Source organism: Desulfovibrio sp. JC010, assembly GCF_010470675.1.
GTDB lineage: Bacteria > Desulfobacterota > Desulfovibrionia > Desulfovibrionales > Desulfovibrionaceae > Maridesulfovibrio.
Genome location: NZ_VOIQ01000016.1, coordinates 19,886 through 39,682, shown reverse-complemented (window position 1 = coordinate 39,682; position 19,797 = coordinate 19,886). Strand labels below are relative to the sequence as shown.

15 protein-coding genes and 5 tRNA genes are annotated in these 19,797 nt (G+C 50.6%); 3 read left to right on the top strand and 17 right to left on the bottom strand.

Annotation, left to right across the window (positions count from 1 at the left end):
* Position 1 precedes the first annotated feature (1 nt).
* The 16 genes from rpsL to FMR86_RS16655 form a co-directional block, all read right to left on the bottom strand.
* A complete protein-coding gene (gene rpsL, locus FMR86_RS16730; RefSeq protein ID WP_015851063.1) occupies positions 2-373 on the bottom strand; it encodes a 30S ribosomal protein S12 in 372 nt (123 codons plus the stop codon).
* Between the two features lie 155 nt (positions 374-528).
* Positions 529-4,686 (bottom strand): DNA-directed RNA polymerase subunit beta', encoded by a 4,158-nt coding sequence (gene rpoC / locus FMR86_RS16725; protein ID WP_163352548.1) that lies wholly within the window; start codon positions 4,684-4,686, stop codon positions 529-531.
* 66 nt (positions 4,687-4,752) lie between these two features.
* Positions 4,753-8,856 carry a DNA-directed RNA polymerase subunit beta gene (gene rpoB, locus FMR86_RS16720; protein WP_163352547.1) on the bottom strand — a complete coding sequence of 1,368 codons (4,104 nt, stop codon included), beginning with the start codon at positions 8,854-8,856 and terminating at the stop codon, positions 4,753-4,755.
* A gap of 301 nt (positions 8,857-9,157) precedes the next feature.
* Complete coding sequence (gene rplL, locus FMR86_RS16715) at positions 9,158-9,544, bottom strand: 50S ribosomal protein L7/L12 (protein WP_163352546.1); 387 nt, start codon at positions 9,542-9,544, stop codon at positions 9,158-9,160.
* A 47-nt stretch (positions 9,545-9,591) separates the two neighbouring features.
* The gene (gene rplJ / locus FMR86_RS16710) at positions 9,592-10,113 is read right to left on the bottom strand and encodes a 50S ribosomal protein L10 (protein ID WP_163352545.1); all 522 of its coding nucleotides are present in this window, start codon (positions 10,111-10,113) and stop codon (positions 9,592-9,594) included.
* A gap of 149 nt (positions 10,114-10,262) precedes the next feature.
* Entirely contained in the window at positions 10,263-10,967 is a 705-nt protein-coding gene (gene rplA, locus FMR86_RS16705; RefSeq protein WP_163352544.1) for a 50S ribosomal protein L1, read from the bottom strand.
* Positions 10,968-10,983: 16 nt separating this feature from the next.
* Positions 10,984-11,409 (bottom strand): 50S ribosomal protein L11, encoded by a 426-nt coding sequence (rplK, locus tag FMR86_RS16700; RefSeq protein WP_163352543.1) that lies wholly within the window; start codon positions 11,407-11,409, stop codon positions 10,984-10,986.
* 75 nt (positions 11,410-11,484) lie between these two features.
* Positions 11,485-12,045 carry a transcription termination/antitermination protein NusG gene (gene nusG / locus FMR86_RS16695; protein WP_163292203.1) on the bottom strand — a complete coding sequence of 187 codons (561 nt, stop codon included), beginning with the start codon at positions 12,043-12,045 and terminating at the stop codon, positions 11,485-11,487.
* A gap of 27 nt (positions 12,046-12,072) precedes the next feature.
* Entirely contained in the window at positions 12,073-12,324 is a 252-nt protein-coding gene (secE, locus tag FMR86_RS16690; RefSeq protein ID WP_163352542.1) for a preprotein translocase subunit SecE, read from the bottom strand.
* A 21-nt stretch (positions 12,325-12,345) separates the two neighbouring features.
* Positions 12,346-12,422 (bottom strand) — tRNA-Trp (locus tag FMR86_RS16685).
* A 15-nt stretch (positions 12,423-12,437) separates the two neighbouring features.
* Positions 12,438-12,587 (bottom strand): 50S ribosomal protein L33, encoded by a 150-nt coding sequence (rpmG, locus tag FMR86_RS16680; RefSeq protein WP_015851054.1) that lies wholly within the window; start codon positions 12,585-12,587, stop codon positions 12,438-12,440.
* 3 nt (positions 12,588-12,590) lie between these two features.
* A complete protein-coding gene (gene tuf, locus FMR86_RS16675) occupies positions 12,591-13,784 on the bottom strand; it encodes an elongation factor Tu (protein ID WP_163352541.1) in 1,194 nt (397 codons plus the stop codon).
* Between the two features lie 69 nt (positions 13,785-13,853).
* Positions 13,854-13,929, bottom strand: a tRNA-Thr gene (locus FMR86_RS16670).
* 45 nt (positions 13,930-13,974) lie between these two features.
* Positions 13,975-14,050 (bottom strand) — tRNA-Gly (locus FMR86_RS16665).
* 63 nt (positions 14,051-14,113) lie between these two features.
* A tRNA-Tyr gene (locus FMR86_RS16660) sits at positions 14,114-14,198 on the bottom strand.
* A 23-nt stretch (positions 14,199-14,221) separates the two neighbouring features.
* Positions 14,222-14,297: transfer RNA gene (locus FMR86_RS16655), tRNA-Thr, on the bottom strand.
* Between the two features lie 319 nt (positions 14,298-14,616).
* Here FMR86_RS16655 and FMR86_RS16650 point away from each other — a divergent pair.
* The 3 genes from FMR86_RS16650 (at position 14,617) to FMR86_RS16640 (ending at position 18,426) form a co-directional block, all read left to right on the top strand.
* Positions 14,617-15,588: a tRNA-dihydrouridine synthase gene (locus FMR86_RS16650; protein WP_163352540.1), complete on the top strand. Its 972-nt coding sequence runs from the start codon at positions 14,617-14,619 to the stop codon at positions 15,586-15,588.
* 100 nt (positions 15,589-15,688) lie between these two features.
* Positions 15,689-16,636, top strand: coding sequence for a chemotaxis protein (locus tag FMR86_RS16645; RefSeq protein ID WP_163352539.1), 948 nt, complete (start codon positions 15,689-15,691; stop codon positions 16,634-16,636).
* Positions 16,637-16,653: 17 nt separating this feature from the next.
* On the top strand, positions 16,654-18,426 hold the full coding sequence (locus FMR86_RS16640) for a chloride channel protein (protein WP_163352538.1): 1,773 nt from the start codon (positions 16,654-16,656) through the stop codon (positions 18,424-18,426).
* On the opposite strand, the gene FMR86_RS16635 is transcribed toward FMR86_RS16640, so the two are convergent.
* Positions 18,423-19,673 (bottom strand): EAL domain-containing protein, encoded by a 1,251-nt coding sequence (locus tag FMR86_RS16635; RefSeq protein WP_163352537.1) that lies wholly within the window; start codon positions 19,671-19,673, stop codon positions 18,423-18,425. The two genes, FMR86_RS16640 and FMR86_RS16635, sit on opposite strands and share 4 nt — an antisense overlap.
* Positions 19,674-19,797 lie beyond the last annotated feature (124 nt).

Genomic DNA, 19,797 nt, shown 5'->3' with positions numbered 1-19,797 from the left:
GCTATTTAGGACGCTTTGCGCCGTACTTGGAACGACCCTGACGACGATCTGCAACACCGGCGGTGTCGAGGGAGCCGCGAACAATGTGGTAACGAACACCGGGTAAGTCTTTTACACGACCACCACGGATGAGTACCACGGAGTGTTCCTGAAGGTTATGACCTTCACCACCGATGTATGCAGTAACTTCGATGGCATTGGTCAGACGCACACGAGCGACCTTACGCAGTGCGGAGTTAGGCTTCTTAGGGGTGGTGGTGTACACACGGGTGCACACGCCACGGCGCTGGGGGCAGGCCTGAAGCGCAGGAGTTTTCTTACGCTTGAGCTGCTTTTCACGCCCTTTTCTTATAAGCTGATTGATGGTTGGCATGAACCCTCCAAATTAAGTTTAATTACAAAGACCGACGCAGTTAGACTAATATTTCACAATTTGTCAAGACAAATTGTGAAATATTTTCTCCGTTGTCACTTGAGTCAGGCTGCAACCACCTGCTCTTGGACCGGTACTGCGCATAGGCGCCGGCACTATCTTTCGTTAACCAGCAGCGGTTCTTCTTCCAGTTCTTCAAGGAACTTATCCGCACGTTCAGGCTGATCGGGTACGATGATGTCTGTGCGTGCGTACTTGCGGAAACCGGTACCTGCGGGAATAAGTCGACCGACAATGACGTTTTCTTTCAGGCCGCGCAGATAATCCTTCTTGCCGCACAGGGAAGACTCGGTAAGAACCTTGGTAGTCTCCTGGAATGATGCAGCAGAAATGAAGGACGCGGTTGAAAGTGAAGCCTGAGTAATACCGAGAACATGAGTCTGTGCGGTAGCGGCTTTAAGTCCGTTGGCGACAGCATCCTGGTTGGTTTCCATAAAACGCTGCTTGTCCACCTGTTCGCCCACAAGAAAATGGGTCTCACCGGGATCAACGATGCTGACCTTCTTGAGCATCTGGCGGACAATAACTTCGATGTGCTTATCGTTAATTCCAACACCCTGAAAACGGTAAACGTCCTGAATTTCTTCCACGAGGAAACGTGCGAGGAATTTCTCGCCCTTGACCTTGAGGATGTCGTGCAGTTCGGGCAGGCCTTCAGTCATCAGGTCACCGGCTTCTACGAAGTCGCCTTCCTGTGCTGTGATATGGCGGCCCTTGGGCACGAGGTATTCTTTGGTTTCGCCTACCTCAGGGGTAACAATAATCTTGCGCTTGCCTTTGGATTCAGGTCCATAGGAGACCACACCATCAATCTCCGAAATGATTCCAAGTTCCTTTGGTTTACGCACTTCAAACAGCTCCGCAACTCGGGGAAGACCACCAACGATGTCTTTGGTCTTTGAGGTTTCGCGAAGCTTACGAGCGATAATCTCACCAGCATTGACGACATTACCGTCTTTAACCATCAAAATCGCTCCGACCGGCAGCGGGTAAATCGCTTTCAGTGTGGATCCGGGACGGGTCAGGGGTTCACCCTCTTCGTCGCAGATGGAGATTGACGGTTTGAAGTTGGTGGTACGGTATTCCTGAATTGTGTAAGTAGCCTGTCCTGTGGCTTCGTCAACACGTTCCTGATAAGTTTTACCTTCAACGAGGTCGGTAAACTTAACCGTACCGGTTACTTCCGTGATGAAGGGTTCTGCAAGCGGATCCCACTCGGCCAGCATGGTTCCTTGTGTGATCTGCTGTCCTTCTTCAACGAAAAGTTTAGCACCCAGCGGGAGAACGTACTTTTCACGTTCCCTGCCCTGCTCGTCCACAATACCGATCTGGCAGCTCTTGCCAAGGACCATCTGGTGGCCGTCAGCATTACGGACGGAGCGCATACGGTTCAGGACAACAGAACCGTTATGCTGTGCTTCAAAAGATGACTGCTGAATTTCACGGGATGCGGTACCACCGATGTGGAAGGTACGCATTGTCAGCTGTGTTCCCGGTTCACCAATGGACTGCGCAGCGATGATACCTACGGTTTCACCGACGTTTACGACATGGCCCCTTGCGAGATCACGGCCGTAACACATGGCGCAGACGCCGTGCTTGGAACGGCAGGTCAGCGGGGAACGGACAGTCATGGAGTTGATGCCGTTTTCATCAATGATCTTGGCAGCCGCTTCATCAATGAGGGTATCGGCAGGAACAAGGATCTCTCCGGTACCTTCTCTGACAACGTCATAGATGGATACACGGCCGAGGACTTTCTCTGAAAGTCTTTCCTTGATTTCGCCACCCTTGATGTAGTGGGTCAGCTCAAGACCGTCAACAGTGCGGCAGTCGTGTTCAGCAATGGTAACATCCTGAACAACATCAACCAGACGACGGGTCAGGTAACCGGAGTTCGCTGTTTTCAGCGCGGTATCCGCGAGACCCTTACGAGCACCGTGAGTAGAAATAAAGTACTGCAGAACGGACAGACCTTCGCGGAAGGATGAAGTAATCGGGGTTTCGATAATTTCACCGGAAGGTTTCGCCATCAGACCACGCATACCTGCGAGCTGACGCATCTGGTCCTGGTTACCACGAGCACCGGAGTGAGCCATCATGAATACCGGGTTGAAAGAAGAGTTGGTTACTTCTTTACCGGTTTTAGGATCGACAATCACATCGGTGGACATTTCGCTGGTCATCTCAGTTGAAACATCGTTTGTAACCTTGGTCCAAACGTCGACAACCTTGTTGTACTTCTCAGTACGGGTGATGATACCTTCGCGGTACTGGGATTCAATGTCTTCAACTTCAGCGTAAGCATCATCGAGCAGTCCGGCCTTCTTGGCAGGAATGGTCAGGTCCTTAACACCAATGGTTACCGCAGCGCGGGTAGCGTGCTCGTAACCGAGGTCCTTGAGGCGGTCACAAAGAATAACAGTCGCTTTGGAACCTGCGCTGCGATAAGCACTGGAAACCAGCTTGGCGATGTTTTTCTTGGTCATGACCACGTTGGCGAACTCGTAGCCCATACCTTCGGGGAGAAGTTCACCTACAAGGATACGTCCAGGAGTAGTCTCAACCAGTTCGCCTTCAACGCGCACCTTGATCTTGGCATGCATGCTGACCACTTTGGAGTCCAGTGCGGCAATAACTTCCCACGGAGCGGTGAAGGTCATGCCTTCCCCTTTGGAGAAGGAGCGTTCTACGGTCAGATAATAAAGACCGAGGACGATATCCTGAGAGGGGTTGATGATGGGCTGTCCGTTTGCAGGGGACAGGATGTTGTTTGAAGACATCATCAGAACACGACACTCAATCTGTGCTTCAACAGAAAGAGGTACGTGAACAGCCATCTGGTCACCGTCAAAGTCAGCGTTGTATGCGGAACATACCAGCGGATGCAGCTGAATCGCCTTACCTTCTACCAGGGTCGGCTCAAAAGACTGGATACCGAGACGGTGAAGGGTCGGAGCACGGTTAAGCATGATCGGGTATTCGCGGACAACGTCATCAAGGATATCCCAGACAACAAGGTCTTCACGTTCAACCATCTTCTTGGCACTCTTGATGGTTGTGGCGATTTCCCTGCGCTCAAGTTCTGCGTAAATAAAGGGCTTGAACAGCTCCAGAGCCATCTTCTTGGGAAGACCGCACTGGTGCAATTTCAGCTTCGGACCGACAACAATTACGGAACGACCGGAGTAGTCAACACGTTTACCGAGCAGGTTCTGACGGAAACGCCCCTGTTTACCCTTGATCATATCGGAAAGGGATTTCAGGGGACGACCGTTGGTACCGGTGATGGCGCGACCACGGCGACCGTTGTCGAACAGAGCGTCAACGGATTCCTGCAGCATACGCTTTTCGTTGCGGATAATGATATCCGGAGCACCGAGTTCAATCAACCGCTTCAGACGGTTGTTCCTGTTGATGACTCGACGGTAGAGGTCGTTGAGGTCGGAAGTTGCGAAACGTCCGCCATCAAGGGGAACCAGAGGACGAAGCTCAGGCGGAATGACCGGTACAACGTCCATGATCATCCACTGGCAATCGTTACCGGACTCAAGGAAAGCTTCAACGATCTTAAGACGCTTGGTCAGCTTTTTCTTCTTGGTCTGGGAACGGGTGGTCAGGGACTCTTCACGGAGTTCGTGCCTGAGTGCAGGCATATCGATCTGGGCCAGCAGACCTTTGATGGTCTCAGCCCCCATACCCACTTCAATGGCTTCTTCGCCGTAGTGGTCGATAACCTGAAAATACTGGTCTTCGGAAATAATCTGGTACTGCTTGAGCGGAGTATCGCCGGGATTCAGTACAATATAGGAATCGAAGTACAGTACTTTTTCAAGGTCGGCCATGGTGATATCAAGCAGGGTACCGATCTTGGAAGGCAGTGTCTTCAGAAACCAGATATGGGCTACAGGAGCGGCAAGCTCTATGTGGCCCATGCGTTCACGTCTGACTTTGGAGGCGATAACTTCAACGCCGCATTTTTCACATACGATGCCGCGGTGTTTCATGCGCTTGTACTTACCGCAGTTACACTCGTAGTCTTTTACGGGTCCGAAAATTTTAGCGCAGAAAAGACCATCTCTTTCCGGCTTGAAAGTCCTGTAGTTGATGGTCTCGGGCTTCTTGACTTCACCGAAAGACCATTCACGGATCTTTTCGGGAGAAGCAATGGAAATCTGAATACCTTTGAGGCCGCGTCCTGCGAGACCTGCGCCGGATGTTCTACGCATAGTGAACAGTTCGTCCAGACTCATTAATATACCCCTTACATGAAAAGGTTTATTTAGTCGCGGGGGTCTTTTTTCAGCCCCCCGCGTTCATTATTTCTTGTCGGCAGCAGCTTCTTCAGCTTCGTCCTGCAGCAGGTTAACATCGAGACCAAGAGACATAAGTTCCTTGACCAGAACGTTAAATGATTCAGGCAGACCGGCTTCAAGGAAGTTATCTCCCTTGACGATTTTTTCGTACATCTTGACACGACCGGTTACGTCATCGGACTTGACGGTCAGGAATTCCTGAAGCAGGTAGGCTGCGCCGTACGCTTCAAGAGCCCATACTTCCATCTCACCGAGACGCTGACCACCGAACTGTGCCTTACCGCCGAGAGGCTGCTGGGTTACCAGCGAGTAAGGACCGGTGGAACGGGCGTGAATCTTTTCATCAACAAGGTGATGCAGCTTGAGGATATACATGACACCGACGGTAACGCGGTTGTGGAAAGGATCACCGGTACGTCCATCGTACAGGGTGACCTTACCGTCATCGCCGATACCGGTCTTACCGACCAGATCCCAGATTTCTTCTTCGGTAGCACCGTCAAAGACCGGGGTCTTGGTGACAATACCGTCACGTGCCTTGTTGACTGCCAATCTGAAGTCTTCATCATCCAGAGAGTCGATCAGTTCATAGACATCTTCGGAATCAAAGGTGTCCTTGATCTCCTGACGGATAACGCCGAGGGCTTCACCGGTATCAAGCATGGCTGCGAACTTCTGTCCCAGTGCGAGAGCGGCCCAGCCGAGATGTGTTTCCATGATCTGACCGATGTTCATACGTGAAGGAACACCAAGGGGGTTCAGCACGATGTCCACGGGAGTACCGTTAGCAAAGAACGGCAGATCCTGTTCGGGCAGGATGTTGGAGACAACACCTTTGTTACCGTGGCGACCGGCCATTTTGTCACCTACGCTGAGCTTACGCTTAACAGCGATGTAGACTTTGACCATTTTGATTACGCCCGGGGGCAGATCGTCACCTTCGGTAACTTTTTCGCGTTTCACATCGTAAATGCCTTTGATGATGCGAATCTGCTTATCGTATTCAGCGAGCAGCTGTTTAACTGCTTCGTTGGTATCTTTATCTGCAAAGAGTCCGCCCAGCTTTTTGAGGGGTACTTCAGCGAGGATATCATCAGTGATGATGTGTCCTGATTCAGCAAGTACCTCACCCTTCTTGCGACCCATGAGGGTCTGGGCGATCTGCTTGTTGGCGACCACTTCCGCGATTTTGACGCGGGTTTTATTGGTCAAGGATTCGATGTGCTTGCTTTCTTTCATGTCATGTTTGGCAAGCTCGAAATCTTCGATATTACGGGTACGGTCATCTTTTTCACCGGAACGGCGGTTGAAGACCTTAACGTCAACGATGGTACCTTCGATTCCCGGCGGAACCTTGAGGGATGTGTTTTTCACATCGCGGGCCTTATCACCGAAGATGGCGCGAAGCAGCTTTTCTTCAGGAGTAAGCTGAGTTTCACCCTTGGGAGTGATCTTACCGACGAGAATATCGTCGGGAGCGATACGTGCACCGAGGCGAATGATACCACATTCGTCGAGGTTGCTAAGCATATCTTCACTTACGTTGGGAATGTCGCGGGTTACTTCTTCGGGCCCAAGCTTGGTGTCACGGGCGACCAGTTCGAATTCCTCAATATGAACTGAGGTGAACACGTCTTCCTTAACAACACGCTCAGAGATGAGGATGGAATCCTCAAAGTTGTAACCGCACCAGGGCATAAACGCTACGAGGAGGTTTTTACCGAGGGCGAGTTCACCGTCATCAATACCGGGACCGTCAGCAAGGACATCGCCTTTTTTAACGCGGGTACCGATGGGCAGACGGGGACGCTGACCGTAGCAGGAGTTCTGGTTGGACTTGTGCCACTTCTGCAGCTCGTAGTGCTTGATGCCGCCGGTATCAGGATAGACACCGTCGTCATAACGAACAACAAGACGTTCAGCATCAACGTAATCAATGACGCCGTCATTCTCTGCGAGAACGCAGCTACCGGAATCCTGTGCAACGTTGGCTTCCATGCCGGTACCGACCAGAGGCTGGGAGGTCTTCAGCAGGGGCACAGCCTGACGCTGCATGTTTGAACCCATGAGTGCACGGTTCGCATCATCATGCTCAAGGAACGGAATCAGTGCCGCAGACACGGAAACGGTCTGGCTGGGGCTGATATCCATGAGCGTAGCATCTTCACGGGGGTGCATGGAGACATCACCGTTAAGACGACAGGTAACCAAAGGATTACTGAATGAGCCCTTTTCGTCGATAGGAGCGTTTGCCTGTGCGACAACGTGCCCTACTTCGCGGGTAGCATCATAATATAAAATCTCGTCGGTCATGGTGGAATCTTTGATTGTCCGGTAGGGACTTTCAATAAAACCGAAATCGTTGACCTTGGAGTAAGTTGTCAGAGAAACAATCAGACCGATGTTCGGGCCTTCAGGTGTTTCAATGGGGCAGATACGTCCGTAGTGGGATACGTGTACGTCACGGACTTCAAAGCCTGCGCGTTCACGGGTAAGACCACCGGGTCCCAGAGCGGAAAGTCTGCGTTTATGGGTAACTTCGGAAAGGGGGTTGGTCTGGTCCATGAACTGGGAGAGCTGGGAAGTTCCGAAGAATTCCTTGAGTACAGCTGCTACCGGTTTGGGGTTGATCAGATCATGGGGCATAAGAGTGGCCACTTCCTGGAGGCTCATGCGCTCCTTGATGGCTCTTTCCATGCGCACCAGACCGATGCGGTACTGGTTTTCCACCAGCTCGCCAACAGGACGGACACGTCTGTTTCCGAGGTTATCAATATCATCAGCGGGGCCGTGGCTGTCCCTGAGTTTGCAGAGAACCTTGACCGCAGTGAGGATGTCCTCGTTGGTCAGGGTGCGCAGTTCAAGAGGGGTCTCAATATTGAGACGCGCGTTCAGCTTGTAGCGACCGACACTGGAAAGGTCGTAGTAATCGGAGCTGCGGAACAGGTTTTCGAAGAAGTTCGCAGCAATTTCAGCTGTGGGCGGAGAACTGGGACGCAATCTGCGATAGATTTCAATCTGTGCGGACTCAACATCAGTGGTCTTGTCCAGCATCATGGAATCGCGCAGTGCGGAAGAAACATCAGCACCCTGAGTGTGCAGGACTTTGACGTCCTTGATACCCACTTCCTGAATGCGTTCGAAGATTTCTTCAGTGATCTCGTCAGCAGCTTCGGCAATAACTTCACCGGTATCGGGATCGGTGATGTCGTTGAAGGCGAACTGGCCCACAATGGACTTGGGATCTACTTCAACGTACTCAACGCCGCCGCGGACAAGCTTCTTCCAGCCGAACTTGGTTATCGGCTTATCACGCTTGATGATGACCTTGCCGTCTTCGAGACAGAGGTCAACCCATGCATTTTCCTTGCGGTACTGGTTCTCGACAACCTTGCGGCGCACAATGTGGCGATCAATCTGGAACTCTTCCACTTCATAGAAGTAGTCGAGAATATCCTGCTTGGAGAGGCCCATGGCCTTAAGCAGAACAGTCGCAGGCATTTTGCGGCGACGGTCGATGCGCACATAGAGAATGTCTTTGTGGTCGAAGTCGAAATCCAGCCAGGAACCGCGCATGGGAATGATGCGGCAGCTGTAAAGAACCTTGCGGCTGGTATGGGTTTTACCGGAATCATGTTCAAAGATGATACCGGGGGAACGCTGAAGCTGGTTAACGATAACGCGTTCAGTACCATTTATAATGAATGTACCCTGCTCACTCATGAGCGGAACGGTTCCGAAATAGATATCCTGCTCTTTAATGTCGCGGATAGTTCTGCTTTCAGTCTCTTCGTCTACGTCAAAAACAACTAGACGAACCTTGATACGGATCGGGGCTTCATAAGTGAGGCCCTTGGAGATACACTCATCCATATCGTACTTAGGCTCGCCGATGTCATAGCTGACATATTCAAGGCTTGCAGTTTTGTTGAAATCTTCAATCGGAAAAACCGAACGAAAAACCCCTTCGAGACCGACGTCCGCCCGGCTTGCGGGGGCTACGCCTTCCTGAAGGAATTTTTTGAAGGAATCCACCTGCAGTTCAAGCAGGTGGGGAATCGGCAGAGTGACTTTGATCTTTCCAAATATTTTTCTGAGCTGACCCATCGTATCCTCAATCAAGTGAGAAGGTTAGGGTTGGAATGAAGCAATTTGACGAACATCAACCAATAAATAGTCAGTTACAAGTCAAAAAGTACAAGATAAACGTAGGCGGCAGAACAACATGCCTGAAAAGAAATTTTTGAAGGTTATTTTGATCGCGCTAAAAGATTCGGCTGCGCCTTTTCCGAATCCTATCAAAATAATTGATCAGGCAATTTTGTCAATCTTTTTAACAGCGAGAAGAGCGCAACCCCGTTTTACAGGGGTTTGCGCTCCTCTTGCATTAGCGATAAATTCGCTTGAATTACTTCATTTCGGCTTCAGCACCGGCTTCTTCAAGCTGCTTGAGAGCTTCTTCTGCTTCTGCTTTTTCTACGCCTTCTTTGATAGCTGCGGGAGCTTCGTCTACTTTAGCCTTGGCTTCTTTGAGGCCGAGACCGGTCAGAGCGCGAACTGCTTTAATTACAGCAATTTTGTTGCCGCCTGCACCTTTGAGGATAACGTCGAATTCGGTTTTTTCTTCAGCTGCTGCTTCGCCGCCTGCTGCGCCGGGCATAGCTGCTACTGCTGCTACGGGAGCTGCAGCGGAAACGCCGAATTTCTCTTCCAGTTCGGTGATGAACTCGGAGAGTTCGAGAACGGTCATGTTGGAAATAAACTCAACTACCTGATCTTTGGTGATATCTGCCATGGAAATTTCCTCCTGGGAATTAACTTTGAATTGCCTTGACTAGGCTGTTATGCAGCTTCTTTCTGATCTTTCAGTGCAGAAAGAACGTTCAGGAAACCGCGGGGTACGTTTGCGAGCAAGCTCACAAAGTTGGTGGGTACTGCATTCATTGTACCCAGAGTTTTGCCGAGGAGCTCTTCCTTGCTCGGGAGCTTGGAAAGCGCCTTCACGCCATCTTCGTCAAGATATTTGCCCTCAAGGGATGCGAAACGCATTTCGAAAGTCTTGCTTTCTTTAGCGAAATCAGCAACTGCTTTTGCTGCTGCAACAGGATCATCATATCCGGTTACAACTGCGCAGTTTTCCTTGAATTTGTCAGCCAGTACTTCATGATCAGTACCAGTGAAAGCCAACCGGGCCAGAGTGTTCTTGACGACTTGGCAATCGACACCGACACTTCTCAGGCTTGCGCGCAGACGAGTGAACTCTTCTACTTCAAGGCCTTTGAAATCGGTAACGATGGCAATACTCGCCCTTTCAGCTCTGTCTTTAAGCTGCTCAATAATCTGGGCTTTTTCTTGCCTGTTCACCGTGACACTCCTAATGATTTGACCCGGAAAGCAAGTCAAAGTGTTGTCTAAGCAGGATATTAAGGGACCATCCCTCCTGCCGTCTTCGACTAAACTTCCCGTGTATTTAATACATCAACAGCCGCCCTTGCGGGCGGCCTGTGATGTTTTTAGGACTCAGAGTATTTTCTAGCTGCCAGAGGATCAATCTTGAAACCGGGTCCCATGGTGGTAGCTACGGCAACAGCCTTCATGTAGGTACCTTTCGCAGAGGAAGGTTTCAGTTTGTTCACTGTTTCCAGCAGGGTTTTCAGGTTTTCCAGAAGCTTTTCAGCTCCGAAGGAAACCTTTCCGATGGGCGCGTGCAGAACACCGGCCTTGTCGACCTTGAATTCTACGCGTCCAGCTTTAAGTTCAGTAACGGCTTTTGCCACGTCGAAAGTAACGGTGCCGGTCTTGGCGTTGGGCATCAGACCGCGGGGTCCGAGCACACGGCCGATCTGACCGACTTTAGCCATCATGTCAGGAGTTGCGATAGCTTTATCGAAATCGAGCCATCCGTCCTTAACTTTGGCAACCAGGTCATCGCCGCCGACAAAGTCAGCACCGGCTTCCTTGGCTTCCGCTTCTTTCTCCCCGTTCACGAAGCAAGCTACGCGAATTTCCTTACCGAGACCGTTGGGCAGGGATACTGCACCGCGGATCATCTGGTCGGAGTATTTGGGGTCTACGCCGAGGTTGATGGCAACATCAACAGTCTCGTCGAATTTGGCATATGCCTTATCTACAGCAGAAGCTACCGCCTGTTCGACGGTAAGACCGAGCTGTTCGGTACCTTCTGTTGCTTTTCTGTATTTTTTTCCGTGCTTAGGCATGATCTATTCCCCTTACCTAGTCTGTGACTTCAATGCCCATACTGCGGGCTGTTCCCATGATGGATTTCATGGCAGCTTCAGTATCGGCAGCAGTCAGGTCGGGAGCTTTGAGCTCGGCAATTTCTTTAACCTGAGCTTTGGTAACTTTACCGACCTTGTTTTTGTTAGGCTCGCCGGAACCTTTCTGCAGCTTTGCAGCCTTGAGCAGGAGGGTGGATGCCGGCGGAGTCTTGGTAATGAAGGAGAAGCTTCTGTCTTGGTAGACAGTGATGATCACCGGAATGATCATGCCCTTCTGATCCTGCGTCTTGGCGTTGAACGCCTTGCAGAATTCCATTATATTTACACCATGCTGACCCAGTGCAGGACCGACCGGAGGGGACGGGTTTGCAGAGCCAGCAGGTATCTGAAGCTTGATTTTGCCTATTTCTTTCTTGGCCATCGCTTTATGTCCTATATTAAATTCCAGTGAGGAAGACTCACTGTCGGAAATGAATATGCAGCAGTGCGGTCAGGACTACCCTTTTGTAACCTGAACGAAGTCAAGTTCCACCGGGGTCTGGCGGCCGAAAATGGAGACTGACACCCGAAGCTTGCCTTTATCGTAGTTCACATCTTCTACAACGCCATTGAAACCGCTGAAAGGTCCATCAATGACCCTGACATCATCGCCACGATCAAAGTTGAACTTGGGTCTCGGCTGTTCCTGACGGTCTTCCATCAGGCTCAGGATTTTGGCTGCTTCGCTGTCACGCATTGGAGTCGGGCGGTTTTTACCACCGATGAATCCGGTAACACGGGGAATAGACTGGATGAGATGCCATGATTCATCCTCCATGATCATTTTGATCATGACATAACCCGGATAAAATTTCCGGGTAGATGTTCTTTTTTCCCCTTTAACCAGCTCGACAACTTTTTCCGTGGGGACGACAACTTCTTCGATCAGTCCTTTGTCCTGACCGGTTCTCATCATCTCACGAACAGTCTGCTCGACCCGCTGTTCAAAACCTGAATAGGTATGAACAATGTACCAGCGGGCCTTTCTTCCCTGAGGTTTTTCAGCGTCTGCGTTCATGGAGCTCTTTCCTTTTTGTGGGTTGATTTAAGACAGGATTGTCTCAACAAGCTTGCTGAGACCCATGTCAACAACACCCAGAAAAAGCGACATGACTACGACAAGGACCAAGACGGCGGTACAGGTCTGTATAGTCTCTTTCTGAGTAGGCCATACGACCTTCTTTATCTCGACCTTGGACTGCTCAAGGAATTCGGTGAACTGTTTAATCTTGCCACCTGCACCCTGAGTTTCAGCCTTGGCCTGAACTCCCGCACCTTTATTTTTCTTCTTGGCCATATTGATTTCCCATAAATGAAGTGGCAGGCCAGGAGGGATTCGAACCCCCAGCATTCGGTTTTGGAGACCGACGTTCTAGCCGTTGGAACTACTGGCCTGCTTATTTATAGAAACTACTTGGACTCTCTGTGAAGAGTATGCTTCTTATCAAAAGGGCAATACTTCTTCAGCTCGATGCGACCAGTAGTGTTCTTCTTGTTCTTCATCGTCGAATAATTACGACGCTTACACTCGGTGCACTGCATCTGAACTTTGACACGCATGTCTTACTCCAGAATCTCAGTAACAACTCCTGCGCCTACGGTACGGCCACCTTCGCGAATAGCGAAGCGCAGACCCGGATCCATAGCGATGGGGTTGATCATCTCAACGTTGAAGGTAGCGTTATCGCCAGGCATAACCATTTCAACGCCTTCGTCGAGAGTTACAACACCGGTGATGTCAGTTGTACGGAAGTAGAACTGAGGACGGTAGCCGGAGAAGAAAGGAGTGTGACGTCCACCTTCGTCTTTGGACAGAACGTATACTTCTGCTTTGAACTTGGTGTGGGGGTTGATGGAGCCGGGAGCAGAGAGAACCTGTCCACGCTCAACATCTTCACGCTTAACACCGCGAAGGAGAACACCAACGTTATCGCCAGCCTGACCCTGGTCGAGGAGTTTGCGGAACATTTCAACACCAGTACAAGTGGTCTTGGTGGTTTCGCGGATACCAACGATCTCAACTTCTTCACCAACTTTTACCACACCGCGTTCTACGCGACCGGTAACAACGGTACCACGACCGGAGATGGAGAAAACGTCTTCGATGGGCATGAGGAAAGGTTTGTCGATGTCGCGCTCGGGCTCTTCGATGTAGGAGTCACAAGCAGCGAGGAGTTCGAGGATGGGCTTTGCAGCGTCATCATCAGCACTGTCGCACTCGAGTGCTTTCAGAGCGGAACCCTGTACAACGGGAAGATCGTCGCCGGGGAATTCGTAGGAGGAGAGAAGTTCACGAACTTCCATTTCTACGAGCTCGAGGAGTTCTTCGTCGTCAACCATGTCGCACTTGTTCAGGAATACAACGATTCCGGGAACACCAACCTGACGAGCGAGCAGGATGTGCTCACGAGTCTGAGGCATGGGACCGTCAGTAGCAGCAACAACGAGGATTGCGCCGTCCATCTGAGCAGCACCAGTGATCATGTTTTTAATGTAGTCAGCGTGACCGGGGCAGTCTACGTGAGCGTAGTGACGTGCTTCGGTTTCGTATTCTACGTGAGCGGTAGCAATGGTGATACCGCGTTCTTTTTCTTCAGGAGCTTTGTCGATTTCGTCGAAAGCTACATAGTCGCCGTTACCAGCAAGACCAGCGATCTTGGTGATAGCAGCAGTCAGAGTGGTTTTACCGTGGTCAATGTGACCGATGGTACCGATATTAACGTGAGGCTTACCGCGTTCAAATTTAGCCTTACCCATGATAAATCCCCCTAATCTAATAGAGTTTTTAATGATTTAAAGCGTCAAAGGTCATACTACACAAATGTATGGAGCCCACGACCGGACTTGAACCGGTGACCTCTTCCTTACCAAGGAAGTGCTCTACCGACTGAGCTACGTGGGCATCCTCTTATAAACGCGCAGGTTTGGACTAGGGTAAGTACCAAATTGGAGCGGGAAACGGGATTCGAACCCGCAACCCTCAGCTTGGAAGGCTGATGCTCTAGCCGTTGAGCTATTCCCGCACCCTATGTCCGTAGTTTAACAGCAGGCCTACCTGCCTCCTACAGCGCGATTTACAAATTTAATGGTGGTGGGGGGAGGATTCGAACCTCCGAAGGCGTTGCCGACAGATTTACAGTCTGTTCCCTTTGGCCACTCGGGAACCCCACCATTATATATAATTGTCACTTTACTGGAGCTGGCGATGGGACTTGAACCCGCAACCTGCTGATTACAAATCAGCTGCTCTACCAATTGAGCTACGCCAGCCCTCGTGAGCGAATCTTTCTACAAGCTCTGTTTTCAAATTGCAAGAACTTTTTTGAAATTTATTTTTCAAATCCGCTCCCGGCCTGAAAACTTAATTGAGCCCGTGATCCGCCGAAGCAACGAAGCGGGGTTTAAATGGAAATCGCCTTGCAAGTCAATACCTTTTTTCATCTTTTTTTAATTTTTCCGAAAATAACCTGCGTATTATGTGCTACAAACGCAGGTAGGTTTTGACTTTGCGTATGATTGTACGTAATTCACTGCCCTCGGCATATGGTGCCGAATAAAATAAGAATACTACATTCTCAGGTATAAGCATATGAAATCACTTCCAATAAGCCCAGATAAACCCTGGCTGGCACCCCTTGCCGGATATTCGGACCTCCCTTTCCGCATGCTCTGTCGCAACCGAGGATGCGCGGTGGCCTGCACAGAGATGGTCAGTGTAAAAGGACTGAAGTACGACGGCAAAGGAACAAAAGCCCTGCTCGCAACCTGCCCGGAAGACACTCCGCTGGTGGTCCAGCTCTTCGGCGGGGAGCCGCAGGACTATTCAGATACTATGCCCCAACTGATAGACGAGGGCTACTCTTTTTTTGATTTAAACTCAGGCTGCCCGGTCAAGAAAGTACTCAAAACCGGAGGTGGATCAGCCCTGCACCTCGACCCTGACCGTCTGGTCGAAACTGCCACCGCCATGGTCCGTGTTGCGGGAGAAGGCAAGGTGGGGGTCAAGATAAGGCTGGGCTTCATGATGGGCGAGGACAACTACCTTGAGATCGCCCAAAGGCTTGAGGACGCAGGTGTTGCATGGCTGACCATGCACCCCCGCTATGCCAAGCAGATGTTTTCCGGCGATGCCGACTGGTCCAAACTCGCAATTTTGAAACAGAATGTTTCCATACCTGTAATAGGCAGCGGTGATCTCTTTACAGCTGAAGCGGGCATGGAATGCATCAGGCAGACCGGCATTGACGGAATCATGTTCGCCCGGGGAGCCCTTTTCGACCCCGAGATTTTTGGACGCTACCTGAAGCTGCTTGATGATCCGCAATGTGCAGATCTGCCGCCCTTTGATCTCGGCAAGACCATGGAAGAGCATATCAACATGACCCGTGACTTTGACGGCAGCAACCGCTCCTTCAGAAAAATACGCTCTATCCTGCCCCGCTATGCCAAGGGGATGGATGGAATAAGGGCCATCAGGACCAAGCTTACCGCCTGTGAGAACTGGGAGGAACTGCTTGCTGCCGCCCGTGAAATCTCTACATTAACCCGCGAGCGCTGCTAATTGTTTATTTTTTTTAAGCGATTGTTGACGATAATGCTCTTTAAGGCTTAATATAAGCGTGTAATCAAATTATAGAATCTGAATTTAACCGGAGAAACACATGGCCCAGACCGATATTCTGCTCGAAGCGGGAACCAATGAACTTGAAATTGTCGAGTTCTGGCTTGAAGAAGAACCCCGCGAAGACGGCGAAGAAAACTATCGTGGCTTTTACGGTGTCAACGTTGCGAAAGTTCTGGAGATCATCAGGATTCCTGAAAAAATCACCAAACTGCCCAAAGTTCACCACCCGGCCATCATGGGTACATTCAACCTGCGGAACAAGGTTATTCCCCTTGTTGACCTGAGCCACTGGCTCAAAAAACCACGTGTTGAAACCGAGCCTCCCAAGGTAATCGTCACCGAATTCAACAACGTTTCCTCCGCGTTTCTTGTTTCCGGGGTAACCCGCATCCACAGGATCAGCTGGGAAAGGGTCGAGGCTCCTTCCAACTACGTATCCACCCTCTCCGAAGATTCCATCACCGGGGTTGTTAAATTCGAAGACCGTATTTCACTCATTCTCGACCTTGAAAAGATCGTAGCCGAACTGAACCCGGACCTCGGACTGCAGCTTGATGATTCCATCGACTGGGCCAACCACGCCGGCTATAAAGCCATCATTGCTGATGACTCCACCCTGATCAGGGAGATGCTGCATGAAATGATGGTCCGGGCCAAATTCTCTGTGGAAATGGCCAATACCGGACGGGCCTGCTGGGATAAACTGCAGGAGTACAAACGACGCTCCATTGAGGAAAAACGGCCCATCAGCGACTTTGTCAACATCGTCATTTCAGATATTGAGATGCCGGTCATGGACGGACACAACCTTACCGTGCGCATCAAGGCTGACGAAGTTCTCAAGCAACTGCCGGTAATCCTTTTCTCATCCATCATTACTGATAAGTTACGCCATAAGGGCGAAGCTGTCGGTGCCGACGATCAGATTTCCAAACCGGAAGTAACTCAACTGGCCCAACGCTCCATTGCCCTGATCGAAAAATAATCCGGACGGAAATCCTCATGGGTTCCTCCTCTGAGTCCTACAAAAAGAAACGTACTGAAGCCTCATTTAATCCGAGGATTCAGTACGTTTTACTTATGTCCTTTTCCGTGGCTATCGGGATGGCTGCTGCGGGCGGGGCATTCCTTTTTCGCTGGCTGATTGAAAATTTCCAGCATCTTTTCTGGTCCGGCGGCCACTCCTTTCTGGACATGGCCGCAAATTCGCCATGGTGGCTGGTACTCTTCCTGCCCTGTATCGGCGGGCTTATCGCCGGGATAATCATCACCAACTGGGCACCCGAAGCTCGCGGTCCGGGTGTACCGGAAGTTATCAAGGCCCTTGCCGTACGCGGAGGGGTAATTCGCCACCGCATAACCTTCCTTAAAGCACTGGTCACCAGCCTGCTTATCGGCTGCGGAGCTTCCGTGGGCCGAGAAGGTCCGGTGGTCCAGATCGGGGCCTCTTTAGGCTCTTCCGCCGCACGTATATTCAGGCTCGATCCGTCCATGCTTCCGGTCTGTGTGGCATCAGGTGCTGCAGCCGGGATATCGGCGACCTTCAACGCTCCGCTCACCGGGACACTGTTCGCTATTGAAATCCTGCTGCTGGATACGGAAATGTCCTACGTCAGCCACATTATCGTGGCTTCAGTGACAGCATCCGCCCTTTCCAAATTCTTCTGGGGAGATTTCCCCACCTTTGACGCGCCCAAATTTCTTTTCAGCAATTTCGAGGAACTGATCATATTCTTCCTGCTCGGAATATTGGCAGGACTGGTCTCCATCACTTTTGTAAAAATGATCAGGCTCAGTGAATTCACCTTCGACCGCATTCCTATCCCTGAATGGGTAAAACCCGGCCTCGGCGGTCTGTTGCTTGGGGCCATGGCCCTTAAAATTCCGGCAGTACTCGGTGTGGGCTACGAAGCAGTGAACATGGGGCTGACCGGAGTGCTGCCTCTTGATCTGGCTCTACTCCTGCTGGGTGCCAAACTTGTTGCAACCTCACTCTGTATCGGTTCGGGCATGAGCGGCGGTATCTTCGCGCCCTCGCTGGTGCTGGGAGCGGCATTAGGGATATCGGTCAGCTCCACCATCAACATGGTCTTCCCGGAACTGGCCCTTACCCACGGGCAATACGCACTTGTAGGCATGGGCACGGTAGTGGCCGGAACAACCCTCGCCCCCATCACTGCAGTGCTGACTGTTTTTGAACTGACCTACTCATATAAAATAATCCTGCCCATGATGGTCGGCTGCATTACCAGCGCGCTGGTGGTGCGTATACTCGGCGGATATTCAGTATATGAAGCCAAACTGCTGCGTCAGGGAATCAACATTCTGCGCGGTCATGATGAATCAGTTATGGTCAATGTCCCGCTGGCAGATGTCATGGACACTGAATTCGACTGCCTGAAAACAACCGACAGCCTGAAAAAAGCCGCAGACATGGTCCTGAATTCCGAATTCCCGCATTTCCCGGTACTTGATGAAGAAGAAAAACTGGCCGGAATACTGACCCTGCGCGACATGCGTGCTTTCCTGAAAAACGCTCAGGACCTAAAAGGCGGAGCCGAAGTGGTGGATACCCTTATGGTCCGGACTGTGGTCTTCCTTCCGGCTGATTCCAACCTCAAAGAGGCGATCCTGAAATTTGAACGGACCGGGGTTTCATTCTTGCCGCTGGTAAATGCAGACAACACTCTGGCCGGAATAATCAAATCCAAGGACGCCATGAAAATATTCCGCCGCAAAAGAGTCAAAAACAAAATCATCTCTTCTGCGATCTAGTCCTGTTCCTCTGTTTCCTGCACATCAATATAGTCAAGGATGAGTATGCGGCCCCGGCGGCTGCCTTCTTTATAATAAAACCCCGCCAGATATCTGTAGGGATCGCGGCATAGAGAGTCCGGCCCGGTAAACCCGGAGGTCTTTTCAAAGCCTGAATTCAAATAGACAAAGATTTCATTGTCACTATGGTCGCTGCCCACCGCTGAAGCCAGTATACGCAGTCCGAACGGATCTGCAGACTTCCCGGCAAGCCGTTTACTGATCTGTTTGCCGGCGGCATCAAGTATATATGCAGAAACCAGATTATCATTCTTTTTAAGCAGCTCATCAAGAATCCGGTTCATTTCCCCGTCTTCTTCCTGCTGCAATCTGGTCATTGTGCTTTTAAGCAGAAGATGAATATCCCTGAATGATTCCTGAGACCGCTTAACGCCTTTCTTCCTGCTTTCCCGAAAAGCATTGCTGACCCGTCCGACTTTATCACCGAAGGAATCATTTTTAGCTCCCTCATCGGCACTGTCAGCATAAAAGAACCCCTGCTGCAGATAAAAGCCGCAGCGAGCCAGTGCTATTGCCTCGGATTCTGTTTCCACCCCTTTGGCAACAGGCATAACACCGCAACGGATAAGAGTCTCAGCGATGGCACCGACCTTTTGCTTGATCCCTTCCGACTCTTCAATTCCCCTGTAAAATTTCGAGTCCAGCTTTGCGAAATCCGGTTTGATAGCAAAAAGACGTTCCGCACAATCAATAGACCCGTCCACATTATCAATAGAAATTCTGTACTTATTCTCACGAACCTTACGAATCATTTCCAGCGGCACATCCTGCTTAAGCTGGGCTGCATCCATTTCAAAAGTGATCATGCGCGGGGAGTACCTGTAAGGTTCTGCCTGCTGATGGGGACTGCGGACTTTGTACTCGTCACGGCTGTAAATTCCGGAATTGATGTTAAGAAAGAGAAGTATGTCCCGGTATTTTTCATAAAGGGGCATGTAAGCCTCAAACCCTTTTTTGAGGCAGACTTCCTCAACTTTGAGCTGGGCCTGTATGGGCAGGGAGGCATTAAAAAGACAGGCCGGACTGGCAAGAGTCGCCCCGGTTTCATCCACCCCGCGCGCAAAAGCCTCAAAACCGATCACTGTTCGAGAGAGCAGGGAAACCACAGGCTGAAAGTAAATAGTAATGCTGTCTTCAGTAACAACCTTGCTGATAGCTGTAATGCAACTTTTGATGTCATTTTCCACGCTGCACTCCTTATCTATTTGATATGAGCATAGCATGGTTCAGCAAGTAATTCACACCCTTTCAGACAAGAAAAAAGGCTCCCCCGTTTGGGAGAGCCTTTAAAAAGCTACTTATACAACTGCC